This is a genomic window from Corynebacterium sp. HMSC059E07 (genome assembly GCF_001814395.1).
GTDB lineage: Bacteria > Actinomycetota > Actinomycetes > Mycobacteriales > Mycobacteriaceae > Corynebacterium > Corynebacterium hesseae.
This window is the reverse complement of sequence record NZ_KV816287.1, coordinates 59,897-78,357: the sequence shown is the minus strand read 5'-3', so window position 1 is coordinate 78,357 and position 18,461 is coordinate 59,897. Positions and strand designations below refer to the sequence as shown.

The 18,461-nt window shown below is 64.1% G+C and carries 17 protein-coding genes; 8 read left to right on the top strand and 9 right to left on the bottom strand.

Translation table 11 applies throughout. The annotated features are described in order from the left end of the window. Positions 1-9: 9 nt before the first annotated feature. Positions 10-975: a S1 family peptidase gene (locus HMPREF2967_RS13080; RefSeq protein ID WP_141752585.1), complete on the bottom strand. Its 966-nt coding sequence runs from the start codon at positions 973-975 to the stop codon at positions 10-12. A gap of 96 nt (positions 976-1,071) precedes the next feature. After that, the gene (locus HMPREF2967_RS04150; RefSeq protein ID WP_070521448.1) at positions 1,072-1,542 is read right to left on the bottom strand and encodes a tRNA (cytidine(34)-2'-O)-methyltransferase; all 471 of its coding nucleotides are present in this window, start codon (positions 1,540-1,542) and stop codon (positions 1,072-1,074) included. 24 nt (positions 1,543-1,566) lie between these two features. Here HMPREF2967_RS04150 and HMPREF2967_RS04145 point away from each other — a divergent pair, with 24 nt between their 5' ends. Continuing rightward, positions 1,567-2,421: a bifunctional methylenetetrahydrofolate dehydrogenase/methenyltetrahydrofolate cyclohydrolase gene (locus HMPREF2967_RS04145; protein WP_070527991.1), complete on the top strand. Its 855-nt coding sequence runs from the start codon at positions 1,567-1,569 to the stop codon at positions 2,419-2,421. Between the two features lie 75 nt (positions 2,422-2,496). Continuing rightward, entirely contained in the window at positions 2,497-2,811 is a 315-nt protein-coding gene (locus HMPREF2967_RS04140; protein WP_046648384.1) for a DUF3017 domain-containing protein, read from the top strand. A gap of 34 nt (positions 2,812-2,845) precedes the next feature. On the opposite strand, the gene HMPREF2967_RS04135 is transcribed toward HMPREF2967_RS04140, so the two are convergent. From HMPREF2967_RS04135 to HMPREF2967_RS04120, 4 genes are all read right to left on the bottom strand, one after another. Then, entirely contained in the window at positions 2,846-4,045 is a 1,200-nt protein-coding gene (locus HMPREF2967_RS04135; protein ID WP_232770650.1) for a homoserine O-acetyltransferase MetX, read from the bottom strand. Beyond that, positions 3,993-5,312, bottom strand: coding sequence for an O-acetylhomoserine/O-acetylserine sulfhydrylase (locus HMPREF2967_RS04130; RefSeq protein ID WP_070685133.1), 1,320 nt, complete (start codon positions 5,310-5,312; stop codon positions 3,993-3,995). Before HMPREF2967_RS04130 ends, HMPREF2967_RS04135 begins: the two co-directional genes overlap by 53 nt. 99 nt (positions 5,313-5,411) lie before the next feature. Beyond that, positions 5,412-6,014, bottom strand: a complete 603-nt coding sequence (locus HMPREF2967_RS04125) for an MBL fold metallo-hydrolase (RefSeq protein ID WP_070521612.1) — start codon at positions 6,012-6,014, stop codon at positions 5,412-5,414. Positions 6,015-6,024: 10 nt separating this feature from the next. Next, positions 6,025-7,605, bottom strand: coding sequence for a cytochrome c biogenesis protein CcdA (locus HMPREF2967_RS04120; protein ID WP_070685131.1), 1,581 nt, complete (start codon positions 7,603-7,605; stop codon positions 6,025-6,027). Between the two features lie 170 nt (positions 7,606-7,775). Here HMPREF2967_RS04120 and HMPREF2967_RS13220 point away from each other — a divergent pair, with 170 nt between their 5' ends. Genes HMPREF2967_RS13220 through HMPREF2967_RS04110 form a run of 3 tightly spaced genes read left to right on the top strand, consistent with a single transcriptional unit; the run spans position 7,776 to position 9,164 of the window. After that, on the top strand, positions 7,776-7,913 hold the full coding sequence (locus HMPREF2967_RS13220) for a hypothetical protein (RefSeq protein ID WP_167595548.1): 138 nt from the start codon (positions 7,776-7,778) through the stop codon (positions 7,911-7,913). Between the two features lie 7 nt (positions 7,914-7,920). Further along, on the top strand, positions 7,921-8,529 hold the full coding sequence (locus HMPREF2967_RS04115) for a sigma-70 family RNA polymerase sigma factor (RefSeq protein WP_070564946.1): 609 nt from the start codon (positions 7,921-7,923) through the stop codon (positions 8,527-8,529). Beyond that, positions 8,526-9,164 carry an anti-sigma factor gene (locus tag HMPREF2967_RS04110; RefSeq protein ID WP_070564944.1) on the top strand — a complete coding sequence of 213 codons (639 nt, stop codon included), beginning with the start codon at positions 8,526-8,528 and terminating at the stop codon, positions 9,162-9,164. Before HMPREF2967_RS04115 ends, HMPREF2967_RS04110 begins: the two co-directional genes overlap by 4 nt. A 43-nt stretch (positions 9,165-9,207) precedes the next feature. Here HMPREF2967_RS04110 and HMPREF2967_RS04105 read toward each other — a convergent pair whose 3' ends face one another. Beyond that, complete coding sequence (locus HMPREF2967_RS04105) at positions 9,208-10,509, bottom strand: MocR-like pyridoxine biosynthesis transcription factor PdxR (protein ID WP_070685129.1); 1,302 nt, start codon at positions 10,507-10,509, stop codon at positions 9,208-9,210. An 81-nt stretch (positions 10,510-10,590) separates the two neighbouring features. Here HMPREF2967_RS04105 and pdxS point away from each other — a divergent pair, with 81 nt between their 5' ends. The 3 genes from pdxS to ppc all read left to right on the top strand — a co-directional run bounded on the left by pdxS (position 10,591) and on the right by ppc (position 15,065). After that, the gene (gene pdxS, locus HMPREF2967_RS04100) at positions 10,591-11,493 is read left to right on the top strand and encodes a pyridoxal 5'-phosphate synthase lyase subunit PdxS (protein ID WP_070521426.1); all 903 of its coding nucleotides are present in this window, start codon (positions 10,591-10,593) and stop codon (positions 11,491-11,493) included. A 14-nt stretch (positions 11,494-11,507) separates the two neighbouring features. Beyond that, positions 11,508-12,212, top strand: coding sequence for a pyridoxal 5'-phosphate synthase glutaminase subunit PdxT (pdxT, locus tag HMPREF2967_RS04095; RefSeq protein ID WP_070521607.1), 705 nt, complete (start codon positions 11,508-11,510; stop codon positions 12,210-12,212). Positions 12,213-12,320: 108 nt separating this feature from the next. Beyond that, on the top strand, positions 12,321-15,065 hold the full coding sequence (gene ppc / locus HMPREF2967_RS04090) for a phosphoenolpyruvate carboxylase (RefSeq protein WP_070685127.1): 2,745 nt from the start codon (positions 12,321-12,323) through the stop codon (positions 15,063-15,065). Positions 15,066-15,279: 214 nt separating this feature from the next. Here the strand turns inward: ppc and HMPREF2967_RS04085 are convergent, their stop codons facing one another. Together HMPREF2967_RS04085 and HMPREF2967_RS04080 are read right to left on the bottom strand one after the other, a co-directional pair. Then, entirely contained in the window at positions 15,280-16,308 is a 1,029-nt protein-coding gene (locus HMPREF2967_RS04085) for an HNH endonuclease signature motif containing protein (RefSeq protein WP_083306811.1), read from the bottom strand. Between the two features lie 82 nt (positions 16,309-16,390). Beyond that, positions 16,391-18,442, bottom strand: coding sequence for a M3 family metallopeptidase (locus HMPREF2967_RS04080; protein WP_070685125.1), 2,052 nt, complete (start codon positions 18,440-18,442; stop codon positions 16,391-16,393). Positions 18,443-18,461: the final 19 nt, after the last annotated feature.

Below are 18,461 nucleotides of genomic sequence, written 5' to 3'. Positions count from 1 at the left end.
GCGTTAGAGCTATCCGTGGATGGTCAGCCCCCAGTGATTAATGGCGCTGCCGATCTCCATGGCGCCTACGCGGGTCTTGTTGTTATCGCTGACGTTCGAGTTGACCCCGAGTGCCCACATACCGGAATTGTTGGCAGCAAAGACGGCTCCACCCGAATCGCCACGATCGGTGATACTACGAAAATAGAAAAGTCCACCATTTCCGAAGTCTTCAAACTCTCCGCACGAGTACCCGGTCGTTGCGCCGAGCCGACAAATCATCATGTTTCTTTGCTGAGCTTCCTGTGGAGTGATCCACCCTTGCATTGGCAGATCAAGTGGGAGGGAGGAGGTATAGCGGGCGTCTCCGAGGAGTTCAATGAGGCCGATGTCAGTGCCGTAGATGCCTCCGTGGGCGTCCTCTTGGAGGTAAGACTCGACCATTTCTCCTACATACGCCCAATTATTCTGGGCATCCTGAACGTAAAACTGGTCACCCAGTTTGCCGCAGTGTCCCGCGGTGATAATGAATAAACGCTCTCCCCGGGAAGCGAGAAAACCTGTCGAGCACATGCTATTTCTCGTCTCGTTAAAAATCCTTCCGCCGGGGACGATTTCACCTGGCTGTTTTAACCATTCCCAGTCAACAGAGTTGTGATAATAAATGCCTCTGTTGTCATCGCGGCCGCGCTGTCCGGAAGAATCGTTGCCTGGGTCGATCGCGGCCCGCTGAACTGGTGGCTCTGCCAAGGTTTGTTGCTGGCTGGTCGTTACGGTGCTAGTAGAAATTGAGCCGCTGTTCGTCGCGGATGTCGAAACAGGAGCTGCAAGAATCTCAGATATTTCTGCGCCAGCGGAGTTTTCCTTGGTGCTTTCCGAGTTCGCTGTGGGCCCGGCATCTGTGTCAGAACAGCTGGAAATCAGCACGGCGGCACTGAGGACCGCGAGCAGACGGCACCGGCGGCTAAGAGAAGGGGCGGTGGTGAAGAGAGACATACAGAAACTTTCGGTAGCGAGGGCAGGAAACAAGCAGGCTGTTCACAGCTAATGGCAGTGTAGGTCAGGCCCAATGTTCCTCGCGACTGAATTTGTCTACACCGCGCCACGGAAGCCGAGCTGGCGCCAGGCCTCGTACACGGCCGTCGAGGCCGCGTTAGACAGGTTCATCGAGCGCCTAGCCGGCATCATGGGGATGCGCACGCGCTCCGTTACGCGCGGGTGGAAGGCGTGTTCCTCAGGCAGGCCGGTTGGCTCGGTGCCGAAGAGGAGGACGTCCCCCTCCTGGTAGTCGATGTCCGTGAACCACTTATCTGTGTGGGTGGTGAAGGCGAAGACCCGCGCACCGGGCAGGGCCTCCATGCAGGCGTCGAAGTCTTTGTGGATTTTGAGATCCGCCAGGTCGTGGTAGTCCAGGCCCGCGCGCTTGAGGTGTTTGTCCTCGAAGTTGAAGCCGAGGGGCTCGATGAGGTGCAGGCTCGCGCCCGTGACGGCGGCGGTACGGATGGCGTTGCCGGTGTTGGTGGGGATCACGGGGTTGTCGAAGACAATGTGCAAGCTGCTCATAGGCATCAGTCTAGGATGGTGGGCATGAGCGCTACCAAACTAGATGGCAACTTGTACCGCGACGAGATTTTTGAGGACCTGGCCCAGCGCGTGGCCGCCCTCAAGGAGAAGGGAATTACCCCGGGACTGGCCACGGTCCTGGTGGGCGATGATCCGGGTTCGCATTCCTACGTGAAGATGAAGCACCGCGATTGCGAGAAGCTCGGAATCAATTCGATTCGCAAGGACCTGCCTGGCGACGTTACCCAGGAAGAACTCGAGCGCGTCATCGAAGAGCTCAACAATGACGATGCTTGCACCGGCTACATCGTGCAGCTGCCGCTGCCGAAGCACCTGGATGAAAACCGCGTGCTCGAGCTCATCGACCCAGCCAAGGACGCCGATGGCCTGCACCCGATCAACCTGGGCAAGCTGGTGCTCAACGAGGACGCCCCGCTGCCGTGCACGCCGAACGGTTGCATCCACCTGCTGCGCCGCTTCGGCGTGGAGCTCGATGGTGCCAAGGTCGTGGTCATCGGCCGCGGCGTGACCGTGGGCCGCCCGATTGGTCTGATGCTGACCCGCCGCAGCGAGAATTCCACGGTGACGCTGTGCCACACCGGCACCAAGGACTTGGCCGCGGAGACCCGTGAGGCCGATGTCATCATCGCGGCCGCTGGCAAGGCACACATGCTCACCGCCGATATGATTAAGGAAGGTGCCGCGGTTCTCGACGTCGGCGTGTCCCGCGTCGACGGCAAACTCGCCGGCGACGTGGCTGAGGACGTCTGGGAGAAGGCCGGCTACGTTTCCCCGAACCCGGGCGGCGTGGGCCCGCTGACGCGCGCGTTCCTGGTGAGCAACATCGTCGAGCGTGCCGAAAAGCTCGCCGCTCAGTAGCGCGTGAAGTCGAGCGCTCGAGTAGTGAGTATGTCTGAGCAACCAGCACAGCCGCGCGGGAAAACTGCGCCGCCGGTGTCTTTATCGAACCCGCACGATGCGCACCTGAAGCCCTCGGCGCTGCCGCCGGCTCTTCAGTGGTTGGCCATCGGCTTGTTCGTGGCGGCGGTTGTGGTGTCGGGCTTCTATGCCGTGTTCGAGCACTGGCGCCGCGCCACGCTGCTGCTGGGCGGGGCGCTGGTGTGGCTGACGGTGGTTCGTCTGACCTGCGATTCCTCGCGGGTTGGCGTGCTCGCGGTGCGCTCCCGGCGCTTCGATGCCTGCTTTACAGGCATCTTGGGCGCGGCGATGGTGTTCATGGCCTTTTCCATCGACGCGCTTGGATCGTAACGCGTTTGGCTCCCGGAAAGAGCCAAACGGCTTCTTAAATGTAATACTCGTCGCCCACGTACGCAGGGCCCACGTCTAAGCCATTTGGCGCCGAGAGCAGCAGGAAGTTGCGCAGGATACGGTTCATCTGCCGGGTCTCCGTCAGAAAAGCATCGTGTCCCACGGGGGAGACAATCTTGGCCATCGCCAGCAGCTGGTTGACGTTGCGGGAGATGTGCTCCTGCTGGTGATAGGGGTAGAGGATATCCGTGTCCACGCCCACCACCATCGTCGGCACCTGGGAGGCCGCCAACGCCTTGATGAGCCCGCCGCGCCCGCGGCCGACGTCATGCCGGTTCAGCGCCTCCGTGAGCACCACGTAGGAACCCGCATCGAAGCGCTCGGTGAGTTTCGCCCCCTGGTAATCCAGGTAGGAGTTCACCGCGAAACGCTGGTTGAGCTGGCGGTGCGGGCCCAAGGGATTCTCGCCTTGCTGTGCGGTAGCGCCGAAGCGCTCGTCGATCTCCTGCTCGCCGCGATACGTTAAATGCGCAATGCGGCGCGCCGCCGCCAAACCATCCCGCGGAGTCTTGTCCGTGAGGTAGTAATTTCCGCCATGCCAAAACGGGTCGCGCTCGATCGCGGAAATCTGCGCGGATTGGATGCCAATCTGCCAGCCCGAAGCCCTGGCCGACACCGCAATCACGCACACCGCGGACACGCTTTCCGGGTGCAGCAAGCTCCACTCCAGAGTCCGCGCCCCGCCCATCGAGCCGCCGAGCACCGCGTGCACGCGGGAAATGCCCAGTTGCGTCAAGCAGTCGTATTCGGCCTCCACCAAGTCCCGAATCGACAGCGCAGGGAAGCGCCCGCCCCACGGCTTTCCATCCGGGTGCAGCGACTTCGGCCCCGTCGAGCCATTGCAGCCGCCCAGCGCATTAGTCGCGATAACGCACCAGCGCGTGGTGTCCAGGGCCTTGCCTGGGCCCACCAGGTCGGCCCACCAGTCCGCCACGTTGGAATCCCCGGTCAGCGCGTGCTCGACCACCAAGACATTGTTGACGCCGTCCGGGTCGCCGGCGAAAGCGCCCCAGCGTTGGTAGGCCACGTGGGCGTCGGCAAGCACGGCGCCTGCTTCGGTGGTGAAGTCACCGATGGGGACGACGGCGAGCTCGCCTTCGGGCGCGAGCTCCGGGATGGCGCTAACCAATGGCCGCGAACCCACGCTCGAGGTCGGCGATGATGTCGTTGACATCCTCGATGCCCACCGACAGGCGCACCGTGGCCTGCGTAATGCCCGCGGCCTTAAGCGCTGCCTCGTCGGACTGCGAGTGTGTCGTGGTCGCCGGGTGCACCACCAATGAGCGAGTATCGCCGATGTTGGCCAGGTTTGAGTGAAGCTTCAGCGCATCGATGAACGCCCAGGCCTCCTCGCGGCCGCCGTCGATGTCGAAGGAGAGCACGGAGCCGGTGTAGTCATAGCCCAGCTTCTCCTTGGTGGTCTTGTAAGGCGAGGACTCCAGGCCGGCGTAGTTGACCTTCGTGACCTTGGCATGGGACTCCAGGTACTCGGCCACGGCCTGGGCGTTGGCATTGTGCTTTACGACGCGCAACTGCAACGTCTCAATGCCATTCAGCGTCAGCCAGGCGTTGAAGGGGGAGATGGCGGCACCCGTATCGCGCAGCAGGCCTGCGCGCGCCTTGACGGCGAAGGCCGGCGCGCCCAGGTCGGCGTACTTGAGGCCGTGGTAGGCCTCGTCCGGGGTGACGAAGTAGGGGAAGACGGGCTCGCCGTCGCGCTCGACGGTCCAGTCGAAGGAGCCACCGTCGATGATGGCACCACCGATGGCGGAGCCGTTGCCGCTGTAGAACTTGGTGGTGGAGACCACGACGATGTCTGCGCCCAGCTCCAGCGGGCGGGCCAGCGCGCCGGTGGCGATGGTGTTGTCCACGATGAGCGGGACCTGGTTCTTGTGGGCTACCTCGGCGATGGCGGGGATGTCGAGGACATCGGCGACTGGGTTGCCGAAGGTCTCGCCGTAAAAAGCCTTCGTGTTCGGCTGGACGGCGTCCTGCCAGGATGCCGGGTCGTCGGGGTTCTCCACGAGGATGACATCGATGCCGAGGCGCTTCAAGGTCACGGTAAAGAGGGTGGAGGTGCCGCCGTAGAGGCGCGGGGAGGTAACAATGTGGTCGCCGGCGGAGGCCAGGTTCAAAATGGCCGCGGTTTCGGCGGCCTGGCCGGAGGCGAAAGCCACGGCGGCGACGCCGCCCTCGAGGGAAGCGAGGCGCTCCTCCAGCGCGTCCTGCGTGGGGTTGGTCAGGCGGGTATAAATCGGGCCGGCATCCGAGAGATTGAAGCGGTTGGCGGCGTGCTCGGCATCGTTGAAGACATACGAGGTGGTTTGGTAAATCGGCACGTTGCGTGCGTTGGTGGAGCCGTCCAGGTTCTGGCCGGCGTGGAGGGCGCGGGTGGCAAAGGACCACTCGTTTACTGCGGAATTATCGTATTTGGTGCTCATGTCAGGAAAGGCTAGACCAAGCGGTTCAGTGCCGTTAGTGGTTTTCTAGAAACCGCAGGCAAGCCCGAGAATAAAAATAGACCGAGCGGTTGGTTCGGCTTAAATTTCGATGCTTTCACCAACCCGCAGGCGCCGATAGCCGCTCACCCCGGCGCGTTGGAGCATGCCGTCGGTGATCTGCTTGCCGGCGTCGGAAAGCACGGCGTCATGGATGGGAACCGTAAGCCGCGCACCGATGCGCATGGCGTAATCCGCGGCATCCGCCCCGCGCACCCACGGGCCGGCGATGGGGAGCAGGAGCACGTCTACCGTGAGTCCTTCCGAGACAACCCACTGGTCGCCGGGGTGCAGCACGCCGCCGAAGAAATAACCCAGGTTCTCCGGGCGCGGGATATTGGGGTGGATCTCCTCGTGGAGGCCGCCCACCGCGTGAATCTCAAGGCCCAGAACTGTAAACGTCTCTCCAGCATGCACGATGGTGCCGGAGCCGAGGGCGTCGATAGCCTCCCGCGTTCCCCACACCGGCAGGCCGCTCCCGCGCACGGCATCGACGTCGAGGTGGTCACCGTGTGCGTGCGTGAGCAGCACCGCTTCGGCGCCTTCGAGGCAGCTCAGGTCAGAGAGGGGACCGGGGTCGATAACGATGCGACCCTGGGGAGCCTCGACGGCCACGGCGGATTGTCCATGCAGAGATAGCTTCATGATTCCCACGCTAGCCAAAAGTAAAGGAATACAGCGAGAGCCCTTCGCTTACTTCCAGCTCGATTGTTTCGGTGTGATTGTCAGGTTCCCGGACGAGATCCACCGTGCCGTCCTCGGTGATGTCAAAGGTGCGGACCGAACCATCGGCGCGATGCACGCGAACCGTTCCTTGCCCTGAAGCCACGAGCTGTACCCAGGCGGCGCGGTAGTTCAGTCGCAGGCGCGCGTGAGGTCCGGCGGTGATGGGCTGGGCGGCCAGCGTCCACGTCCCGCCCAGCGAATATTGACCTAACGGCGGCTCGTTCATGGTGAACTGGTGCGTGCCGACGCGGTAGTCGGCGTTGGCGAAATACTGTGCGCGTGCGGTGCCGAGGTACGTCTCCGGCGAGCGCGGCGCGCTGTTCGCATCGGCGGTCTCGATTGGTTCGGGTAGCTCTATGCTGGGGTCGCGCTCGAGGAGAAGCTCACGAATGAGGCGCTCGGTCTCGGCGTAGTCGCCCTCGCCATGGTGGGATTGGCGCAGCATGCCGTGCTTGTCGACGACATAGTGCGCCGGCCAGTACCGATTCCCAAAGTTCTTCCACGTGGCGAAGTCATTGTCTTGCGCCACCGGGTATTCGATTCCTTGCTCGCGGGCCGCGCGGCGCACGTTGGCAGCCTCGTGCTCGAAAGCGTATTCCGGCGCGTGGATGCCGACGATGTCGAGGCCGTAGTCCTTGTAGTGCGCATAGAGCTTGGTCAGGTGCGTGTTGTTGCGCTGGCAGTTGATGCAGGCATAGGCCCAGAAATCGATGAGGGTGACCTTGCCAGAGGTACGCGGATCGACCGGCGCATCCGTGTTGAACCAGCCGGTCAACCCCGCGAACGCGGGCACTGGGGTTCCTTCGGCTGTGCGGGCGGCCTGTTCAACTGGGGTGGCGTCGGCGTTGATGCTGGGGAGCTTCTGCTGCAGCCAGGCGGGCGCGCCGAGTGAAATCGCACCAGCCATGGCGATAACTACCACTCCCGCGGTGATACGCACCCCGCGCTGGTGAGAGCGGAAGGCATCGACGCGTTTTTCCATCTCGTTGCCACCCAAAGCGAAAGCCAGCAGGGGGATGGCCACGCCGAGGGCGAAGGAGAGGCAGAGGGCGAGGATGTGGGCGTCGACAGTCCCAGTGGCGCCCGCCACGGAGATGGCGGCGAGTACAGGGCCGGCGCAGGGGACGAAGACAACGCCCATGGCCAAGCCGACGACGAACCCGCCTTTGCCGCGGGCCTTGGATTGCAAGCTGCCAGCTTTCGGGAGTTTCTGGAAAGGCCACTCAAGGATTTCTTGCACGCGGGGAAACACCATTCCCAGGCCCACGAGAACGAGCAGCACGATTCCCACCTTCCACAGGATGTCGGCGGGCAGTCCTAGGGAATTGAGCAGCGTTGTCGCAAACAGCGTGACGAGGCTGAAACTTGTGACGAGTCCGCCTACGACCTGCCATGGCCGCCACCGTGAGCCGCCGCTAACGGCGAGGACCAGCGGCAAGACCGGCAAGATGCAGGGCGAGATGCCCGTGATAAGGCCACCGGTAAACCCGATGAACAGCGTTGATAGCATGCTGTACTCCTTCGCTTGGTGTGCGGTGTGGGTATGCAACTAGTTCGGAGCACGAGTGAAAAACGGATTGGTTTTAAATCCATCCAATCCGCATCGCGGGGCGGCTCCGAATAGTCAGATACAGGGCCCGGAAAAGCCGAGCCCCGATTGCTTGAAGAAGGAGCACCGAAATGAAGAAGCTTGTTACTGTCGCCGCTGCACTTGCTGTTGCCGCCAGCGGGTTGGTTGCCTGCAACGACAAGAAGGAAGACATGGACATGATGCCCAGCTCGGAGATGATGGCCCCGAGCGAGGAAATGACTAAGTAAAACTGCCATGTCCACCCCGCTGCTGGAGGTAAGCTCAACACCCGTGCCTGCGATGTCCCCCAATGAACACGAGCGGCTGAACCGCCTTTTGGTTCAGACCGCTTCCGCAGACAAGCATGCCTTCAGCGCGCTTTACGACGCCCTCGCGCCCACCGTGTACAGCGTTTGCCTGAGCGTTCTGCGCAATCCCGCCTTAGCAGAGGAAGTTGCTCAAGATGTCTTCGTTGAGGTCTGGACCTCCGCTGCGAAGTTTGACCCGCAGCGAGGAAACGCGCGGTCGTGGGTGGGCAGGTTGGCGCATGGGAGGGCCGTCGATAAGCTGCGCAGCCATGTGGCCGCAGTACAGCGCGATGACCGCGACTCGAAGCTTGAGCACGCCACTTTTGCTGAGCCGATCGAAGACGAAGCCCTGAACAATGTGGAGGCTCACCTCCTGCGCCGGGCAGTCGACGAGATTGGGGAGCCGCATTCCACCGCGGTGGCGCTCGCTTTTTTCGATGGTTTGACGCATGCTGAGCTGGCAGAATCAACGGGAGTACCGCTGGGTACGGCGAAGACGCGTGTGCGCGATGGCATAAAGAAGCTAAAAGCGGTTCTCGGAAAGGAGGGAAGATGAGCAACACGCATGAGTTTTCTGATGAGACTTTCGATGACTTCCTCGATTCCCTCCCCGAGGTCGAGCCACCGGCGCGAATGAAAGATGCCGTCTTTGCGGAAATTAACGGTGGCGAAGCTGCCGAGGTCATCGAGCTTCCGCGCCGCCGTTGGCGGACCTTCGTGGCGGTGCCGGCTGCCGCGGCGGTCCTCGTAGTAGGCATGGTTGCCGTGCCGCCCTTGTTGCAGTCCGATGACTCGCAGAATCAGACGAGCGATAGCGCGCGGGTAGAAGCTGAATCGCCCGGCGAGAAGTCGATGCACGCCATCATGGGGGCAGAGGATCTCATGCAGGGCAACGCCGATGCATCGGGCGCACAGCTGGATATCGTGTCTTCGGCGTCGATGGCGAAATCCGGCGCGATGGTGGATGGCCAGCCGCAGCTCGCCGATGGCATGGGCGCCCAGGTATGGGCAGTCAGCGCCGATGGCGGCATGGCTTCGGCGGGGGTCATCGGCCAGGACCCACACGATGGGGTATGGATGCCCTTCGACGGCGCGGCAGTCAAAGTCATGGTCACCGAGGAACCCGCAGGCGGCAGCGAGCAACCGACAGGCCGCACCCTCGCCACCGTTACTTTGGCCAGCGCTAGCTAGCCTTGTATGCGATAGGGCAGCTACGCGCCAGGCCAGCTACGTGTCAGCTAGTTAAAGCCTGCTTGACCAGCTCCAGCGCGGCGGCGAGTTCGACGTCGCTCAAATGCCCAAAGCCCAAGACCACGCCTTCCTCGGCGGGCGCGCCGCCCCAATAATCGCGCAGCGGGGTCAGCGTGAGGCCCAGATTGGCCGCGCGCTGGACGACGCCCTCTTCACACAACAACACCGCATGGAGCCCGCCGTGGATGGGCAGAAGAGTTGCGGGGGCGTCTTCCAGCGCGGCTTGGACGAGGTCGCGGCGGCGCTTGTAGGCACGGCGCATTCGGCCGGTATGCCGCCGCAGCGCCCCGCTGGCCAGGTAGTTCGCCAGCGCCGCCTGGGGGATAGCGCCGACGGGCTGGCCGAAGACCTCCCGTACCTGATCCACCGCCGAGCGCAAGCTCGGCGGCACGACCAGATAGCCGCAGGCAATCGACGGCGAAATCACCGAGGAAAACGTGCCCAGCAACACCGTGTGTTCCGGGGCGAGCGCGGTGAGCGCGGGCAAGGGCTGGCCGACGTAGCGCAGCTCGGAATCGAAATCATCCTCGATGATGAGCACGTCGTTGCCGCGCGCCCACTCGACGAGCTCCGCGCGCCGGGCAGCCGGCAGCGAACCGCCATAGGGGTGCTGGTGGGAGGGGGTGACGATGAGAACGTCGAGGTCAACGGTGGGGACGGTGACGCCGTGGGCGTCGGTGGGGACGTCGACAAGCGTGTGTCCCAAGGCCTGGGGGATGCGGCGCAGGCTGGGGTAGCCGGGGGATTCCACGCCCACGCGCAAATGGCCGCCCAGCGCGCGCAGCAGCACCGACAGCCCGTCGCGGGCGCCGGCGGTGATGACGACATAAGCCGGGTCGACGGTCAGCCCGCGCATGTGGCGCAGGTGCGCGGCCACCTCGCGGGGGAGATCTCCGGAAGGATCCACCGCGGCCTTGCGCCACGCCGCCCTCCATTCGGGGGTGATGATTCCGGCCGTATCGGGCAAACCGGGGGTCAACTCCACGCGCGGTGGGGCAGGGGAGGGCCGTGGCGCAGGATGAGGCTGCGGGGCGCGCCCGTGGGGCAGGTGCGGGTTGATGACGGTGCCCGATCCAACCGCCGCGGTCAGGTAGCCCTCGGCGGTCAATTGCTCATAGGCGGTAACCACGCTGCCTCGGGAAATGCCCAAATCGCGGGCTAGTGAGCGCGTCGACGGAACCTGCTCGCCGGGCAGCAGAATGCCCGCCGCGACTTGGGCGCGGAGGGCTTCGGCGATCTGCACCGGCAGCGCGCGCGTATCAGATGGGTCGAGGCGGAAAGACACGGCCCCATCATAAGTGGTCTAATTCAACACTCGGGAAATGGCTCTTGTCTTGGACCAATTTTCTGCGCCACTATGTGAGCCATGACTGAACAGAAGAATGAACAGGGACGCGCCACGACGCGCGTCAAGCGTGGACTGGCTGACATGCTCAAGGGCGGCGTCATCATGGACGTCGTTACCCCGGAGCAGGCACGAATTGCTGAAGACGCGGGCGCTTCCGCCGTCATGGCGCTCGAGCGCGTGCCGGCCGATATCCGCGCCCAGGGCGGCGTGGCCCGCATGTCCGATCCGGACCTCATCGAGGGCATCGTCAACGCCGTGTCCATCCCGGTGATGGCGAAGGCCCGCATCGGTCACTTCGTGGAGGCGCAGATCCTCGGCGAGCTGGGCGTGGACTTCATCGACGAGTCCGAGGTGCTCAGCCCAGCCGATTACGTCAACCACATCAACAAGTGGGATTTCGACGTGCCCTTCGTCTGCGGTGCTACCAACCTGGGCGAGGCCCTGCGCCGCATCACCGAGGGCGCGGCCATGATCCGCTCCAAGGGCGAGGCCGGCACTGGCGACGTCTCCGAGGCCGTCAAGCACCTGCGCACCATCAAGGGCGAAATCGCACGCCTCCAGAACCTCGACCGCGACGAGCTCTACGTCGCCGCCAAGGAGCTGCAGGCCCCGTATGACCTGGTTGCTGAGGTGGCGGAGACCGGCAAGCTGCCGGTCGTGCTGTTCGTTGCTGGTGGTGTGGCTACGCCTGCCGACGCCGCCCTCGTCCGCCAAATGGGCGCCGAAGGCGTCTTTGTCGGCTCCGGCATCTTCAAGTCCGGCGAGCCCGCGAAGCGCGCGGAGGCCATCGTGAAGGCGGCGACCCTCTACGATCAGCCGGCCGAGCTGGCTAAGATCAGCCGCGGCCTGGGCGAGGCCATGGTGGGCATCAACGTCAACGACATCCCCGCCCCGCACCGCCTGGCCGAGCGCGGTTGGTAAACGCGGTGCGCGCGATGAACACAGCGACGCGACCGCTCGTCGGAGTGCTCGCGCTGCAAGGTGGAGTGGAAGAGCACATCGCTGTGCTGGAGAGTCTCGGCGCTGCAACGCGCCGGGTGCGTCTGCCGCAGGATCTCGACGGGCTGGACGGAATCATTTTGCCGGGCGGCGAGTCGAGCACCATCGATAAACTGGCGCGCTCTTTTGGCGTCGCTGAGCCGCTGCGCCGCGCCGTCGAAAATGGGCTGCCGGTCTTGGCCACCTGCGCGGGGCTCATCTACAGCGCCCGCGAGCTGGAAAACCCCGCCCCGGGCCAGCAGGCGCTGGGGCTTATCGACGTCTCCGTGCGGCGCAACGCCTTCGGCAACCAGCGCTTCTCTGAGGAGCGCACCGTGCCGGTCGCGATGGAGGGCCAGAGATCCGGCGTAAATGCCTCAGAGGTCGGCGAGCCTCTAGCCATCGAGGCGAGCTTCATCCGCGCGCCCATCGTTACCCGCGCGGGCGAGGGCGTCGAGGTCATCGCCACCGTGCCCCTCCCTGCACCTGACATTGAGGTCAGCGGTGAGGGGAGTGGTACTGGGGCACGAACTCGTCCTGCCGCGGGGCGCGAGGTGATTGTGGGCGTGCGCCAAGGATGCGTCACGGCGTTGAGCTTCCATCCGGAAGAAAACGGCGACTCGCGCCTCCACGCCGCGTGGCTCGCTTGCTTCGTTCGCTAACTAATTCTGCCCGGAAGCTCTTTCCTTAAATAACTATCGCCCAATAGTGATCTGGGCTACATTGAGATGTGCCAGCTGAACACATCACGCCCAGAAAGGCACTTTGCCGTGAGCACACCCGCCCCTGAACAAGTCCGCGAAGATATCCGCTTCCTCGGCCGGGTGCTCGGGCGGGTCATCGCGCAGCAGGAAGGCGAGGACGTCTTCGAGCTCGTCGAATCGACCCGCCGCATGGCCTTCGACGTGGCGCACGGCGATGCAAAGCCCGAAGACCTCGTCGCCATCTTCCGCGATCTCGACATCACCAAGGTCAACCTCGTGGCACGCGCATTCAGCTATTTCGCGCTCATCGCCAACCTCGTAGAGGATCTGGATGACGAGTCCGTTGAAGCGCCCGTCTCCCTGCGCAAGACATTCGCCAAGCTCAAGGAAGAAGGCGTCACGCCAACCGACGCCTCTTCCGTCATCCGCGGCGCGCACGTCGCCCCCGTTCTCACCGCGCACCCCACCGAAACCCGCCGCCGCACCGTCTTTGATACGCAAACCCGCATCAAGACTCTCCTCAAGGAATCACACCGCGGTGGCGACATGGCGGCAATCGAGAAGGAAATGTATCTGCGCATGACGCTGCTGTGGCAGACCGCGCTGATTCGCATCGCCCGCCCCACCCTCGAAGACGAGATTGACGTCGGCCTGCGCTATTACAAGCTGTCGCTGCTCGACCAGGTCCCTGCACTCAACCGTGCCATCCGCCACGCCATGCGCGAGACTTTTGGCCAGCAGCTGCCCGATTCCCCCGTTGTCCGTCCCGGTTCCTGGATTGGCGGCGACCATGACGGCAACCCGTACGTCGACGAGCACACCCTGACCTATGCCACCCGCAAGGCCGCGGCGACGGTGCTCCAGTACTATGCCGACGAGCTCGGCGAGCTGGAGCGCGAGCTCTCCCTGTCAGACCGCTATTCCTCCAGCTCCAAAGAGCTGGGCGCGCTTGCCGACGCCTCCCACAACGACGAAGAATCCCGCGTCGACGAACCCTACCGCCGGGCGATCTTCGGCATCCGTAAGAAGGTGTTGGCGAGGTTGGAGGGGGAGACGTCGCCAAGCGCCTATGCGTCGCCGGAGGAACTCAAACGTGACCTGGACGTGATCGACCGCTCGCTGCGCCAGTTCAATGACGACATCATCGCCGATGACCGCTTGGCTCGGCTGCGCTCAGCGGTGACGACGTTCGGATTCCACCTTTCGACGCTGGACATGCGCCAGAATTCGGAGTCCTTCGAGAACGTCCTCACCGAGATCTTCGCCGCGGCCACCATCACCCCGGACTACCGCGCGCTGGGGGAGGAGGAGAAGGTCGCGCTGCTCGTGCGCGAGCTGCAGACCAATCGGCCGCTGCTTTTCCCCGGTGCTGAGAAGGAATTCACCGAGGATACCGCGAAGGAACTGGGCATCTTCCGTGCGGCGGCACGCGCTGTGCGGGACTTTGGGCCGGAGTCGGTGTCGCACTGCATCATCTCCATGACGGGAACGGTCTCCGACATTCTGGAGCCGATGGTCCTGCTCAAGGAGGTGGGCCTGAGCGAGGTCGATGTGGTGCCGCTGTTTGAGACCATCGAGGATCTGAAGGCCGGCGCCGGCATCCTGGAGAAGCTGTGGCAGGTGCCCGTCTACCGTGAACATCTGAGCTCGCGCGGGGATATCCAAGAAGTCATGTTGGGGTACTCGGATTCCAACAAGGACGGCGGGTATTTGCAGGCGAACTGGGCGCTATACGACGCCGAACTGGCCCTCGTTGAGCTCTGCGCGCGCCACGGCGTGGAGTTGCGGCTGGCGCATGGCCGCGGTGGTGCGGTAGGCCGCGGTGGTGGTCCGACGTATGACGCGATTTTGGCGCAGCCGAAGGGGGCGGTGTCGGGTTCGGTGCGCATTACCGAGCAGGGGGAGGTGATTTCTGCGAAGTACGGTGCGCCGGAGACTGCGCGCCGCCACTTGGAGGCGTTTGTTTCCGGAGCGCTGGAGGCATCGTTGTTGGATACCGAGCCCATTACGGATCCGGAGCGCGCCTACGAGATCATGCGCGAGCTGGCGGCGTTGAGTGGCGTGGCCTACCGCCAGCTTGTCGACGACCCCGGGTTCATCACCTACTTCACCCAGTCCACCCCGCTGCACGAGATTGGCGAGCTTAACCTGGGGTCGCGCCCGACCTCGCGCAAGCAGACCACCGCGATTACGGATTTGCGTGCGATTCCCTGGGTGCTGTCGTGGTCGCAGTCCCGCACCAACATTCCGGGCTGGTTCGGCGTGGGCAGCGCGGTGACGGCGTGGGTTCAGCAACCCTCCGGAGGATCGACAGCCTCCGGAGGTACAGCAAGAGCGGTAAATGCCACAGCGGATGTAGCAGTGACCGAGAAGGCTGGAGCAGATACCGGAGCTGGAGAAGAAAAGCGCTGGGAGGAGCTGCGCGAGCTGTACCGCACGTGGCCCTTCTTCCGCTCTGTCTTCGCCAACATGGCGCAGGTCATGGCCAAGGCGGAGATGCAGCTGGCGCGTCTGTACGCCAACTTGGTCGACGACAAGGACACCGCAGACCGCATCTTCGGCCTGATATCCGAGGAATTTGAGCGCACCCGCGAGGTCTACCTCAAGGTCACCGGTAACGCGGATCTGGTGAGCGAGAATCAGCGCCAAGCACGTTCACTCAAGCGGCGCTATCCTTACCTGCTTCCGCTCAACGCCGTCCAGTTGGAGTTGCTGCGCCGCTACCGCCGCGGCGACGACCAGTTCCTGGTATCCAAGACCATCCAGGTCACGATGAACGGGCTAGCCACCGCGCTGCGCAACGCCGGCTAAACCGCCCGCCCGCCCGCCCGGCCAACCGGCACGGCCAAAATTCCTGCAGGACAGGCTTGAGCGGATGATCAGTTCCATGAGGTAAGTCGGCACGCCGAAGGCCCCGCGAGGAAGTGATTTCCTGCGGGGTTCGGGACAATCATGCACCTTGCCCGGCTATACGTTGCCAAGATGAGTGCTGCCAAGGTGGGCGCGGTGGCTAGTTGAAGGCTGGCTAGTTGAAGGCGCTGGTGAAGACCGGCGCGGCGTCGTATGGCGGGATCCATGCCACCCGCCCGCCGACGCGATCCATGCGGCCGCGCGAGGGCGGGGCATCGGGGTCGTCGTCGTTGACCCCGTTGTGGTACGGACACAGCGGCACCAGGTTGAGGATGTTGGTGGGCCCGCCGCGGGCCCAAGCCTTAATGTGGTGGATTTGGCACTTCTCAAAGGGAACCTTGCAGCCCTCCCAGGCGCAGCAGGGATTCTCCGCGGCCAAGGCAAGACGCTGCTTGGCGGTGGCGAAGCGCTGGAAGCGGAAGACATCGAGCGGACCGTGTTCGCGGCTGACCGCCACGATGATCCCCTTGTCCAGCAAAGCGCGCTCCACCAGCTGCGATCCGGTCATCGTCGAACCACTGGTCGTCCGGACGATGAACTCCTCGCCGTCCTTCTCCGTATTGCCCTTGAGCAGCTCGGCATAGTCATCGAGCTGCAGGACCGCCATGGTGGCAAGCTCAGTCTTGATGCCACCGCCCTCCAGGTTCTCCAGGAAACTCTCGCCGGGGCGTTCCTGGTCGATGCCTTCGAAGACGCCGGTCAGCTGCAGCGAGTCCGCGGTGACCGTGAGCGTGGCAAGGCCGTTGCCATGCTGGGTGAGCTTGGCGCGCTCGGCATACGTGCGGGGCTTACGCATCTGACGCAGGCGCTTGCGAGCTACCTTTTCCACCAGCTCCGCGCTGGTCTGGCACAGCTCCACGCGCAAATCCCATGCTTTGTTGTGGTCCCGAACTTTGGCCACGAAGTGCTCGATAAGCTGCAAGGTCACCAGCCCGTGTCCCCGCCGGCGCGCGGCTTCCACGGCCGTGCGCTGCTTCTTCGTCGATGAGGTGTGCCCGAAGTAGGTGTGGTGGAGGGAGAGGAACACGGTGGCGTCGGCAGGCGCGGCGCCGAGGGCCACCAAGTCAGATTCAGACAGGCCCGCGCACTCGGCCACCAGGTCAATGGCGCGGCCGAGGGCGGCGAAGTACGTCTGCAATCTCATACCCCGCAGCCTAAAAGCGCTCCATCCCGCCGCCAAGCCCCCAACTCGCCATTTGACGAAATCTGTGGATAACTAGTCGGGACTAGGCGCCGGCCAGGCCGCGGCGCTTGAGCAGCGGCGCGACGTCCTTGTCGCGGCCGCGGAATTCGCGGTAGGCCTCCGTGAAGTCGCGGGATGCGCCCTTCGACAGGATCACGTCGCGGAACTTTTGGCCAGCCGCGCGCAGGTCGGTCTGCTCCTTGAACCACTCGAAACCATCGGCATCGAGTGCCTCGGCCCAGAGATAGGAGTAGTAGCCCGCGGAGTAGCCACCGGCAAAGATGTGGTTGAAGTACGTCGAGCGGTAGCGCGGGGCGATGAGCTCGTTGTCCAGCCCGGCCGCGCGTAGGGCCTCGGCTTCAAACTCGGCGACGGCCTCCGGGGTGGCCTCTAGCTTGGCGGCGTCGGCAGCACTCAGGGAATGCCACGCGAGATCGATGATCGATGCCCCCAGATACTCCGAGGTAGCGAAACCCTGGCCGAACTCGGAGGCGGCGGAGATGGCGGCGAGAAGCTCGTCCGGGATTGGTTCGCCGGTCTCCACGTGGCGGGCGTATTCCTTGACCAGTCTCTCATCGAGCGCCCAGTTCTCGTTGATCTGCGAGGGGAACTCCACCCAGTCGCGCGGCACGTTGGTGCCGGCGAAGGTGGGGTAGCGGACGTCGGAAAGCAGGCCGTGCAGGGCGTGGCCGAATTCGTGGAAGACGGTGCGGACCTCGTCCATGCTGAGCAGCGGTTGGGAGCCGTCGGCGGGCTTGGTGATGCCCATGACGTTGACGATGACCGGCTTGCGGTCCAGCAGCCGGGACTGGCCCACGAACTCGCTCATCCACGCGCCGCCGCGCTTGGTGGGGCGCCCGAAGTAGTCGGTAAGGAGAAGGCCGATTCCCTTATCCTCGTGCGAGTCGATATCTACGTGCGGGACGTCTCCGTCCCGCACCTCCCAGACGCGGACCCCCTCCGCGTAGCCTTCGAGGTCATCGCGCGGGGTGACGGTGATGCCATAAAGGCGCTCGGCGGCGGCGAAGACGCCCTTCTCCAGGACCTGGTCCAGCGGGAAGTACTTGCGCAGTTCTTCCTCATCGAGGGAGAAGTCGCGGGCGCGGACCTTGGATTCCCAGTAGGGCCAGTCGGCGGCGCTGAAGCCCTGGCCGTTGAGCGTTGCTTCTTCCGCGAGGAGTTTCTGTTCGCCTTCGGCATTGGCCGCGGCGGCGGGGGCGAGGTCGAAGAGCATGGTGCGGGCGGCGTCGGCAGTCGCGGCGGTTTCTTCGGCGATGACGTAGTCGGCATGCGTGGCAAAGCCCAGCAGCTCGGCGCGCTCGGCGCGCAGCTGGACGGCCTCGATGAGCCCCGGGATGTTGTTCTCGGAGCCCCTGCTTGCCGACGCCCCATACAACTTCCCCCTCGCATCCTCCCGCGCCAGACGGCTCAGCTCGGACTGCACGGTCGGCAGCTCCAGCGGGATGACATAGCCCTCGCGGCCTAACGCCTCGGCGTCGGCCTTGGCGGAGGCGATGCGCTCGGCGGGCAGACCCTCGAGTTCTTCCTCGGTGAAGGAGACTGCGCGCTCGCGGGTAGACGCCATGAGGTTGCGGCCGAATTCTTCAGAGAGCGCGGAGAGGCGCTGGTTGATTTCGGACAGGCGGGCCTTGTCGGCTGCGTCGAGGTCGGCGCCCTTGCGGGCAAAGGTGCGCAGGAGGTGGTCGTGGAGGCGCTGGCCTTCGGCGTCGTCGGCAGGCGGCGTGGCCTCCTTGATGCGTGCGTAGAGCACCTCGTTCTGGTAGATCGCGTCATAGTGCGCGGACAGGCGCGGGTAGATGTCGGCGGCGATCTCCTCCATCTCCTCGGTGACGTCGGTGCCGGAGAGGTTGCCAAAGACCGCCATGACGCGGTCGAGGTCCTGGCCGGAGCGCTCGAGCGCCTCCACCGTGTTTTCCCACGTCGGGGCGGCGGGGTTGTCGGTGATGGAGGTGATTTCGGCGTCGTGAAGCGCGAGTGCCTCGTCGAAGGCGGGGCGGTAGTGCTCGACCTTGATCTCCGCAAACGGCGGGAGCTGGTAGGGCAGCGTGGAGGGAGTTAGCAGTGGGTTAGTCATAAGAAACTACCGTACCTAA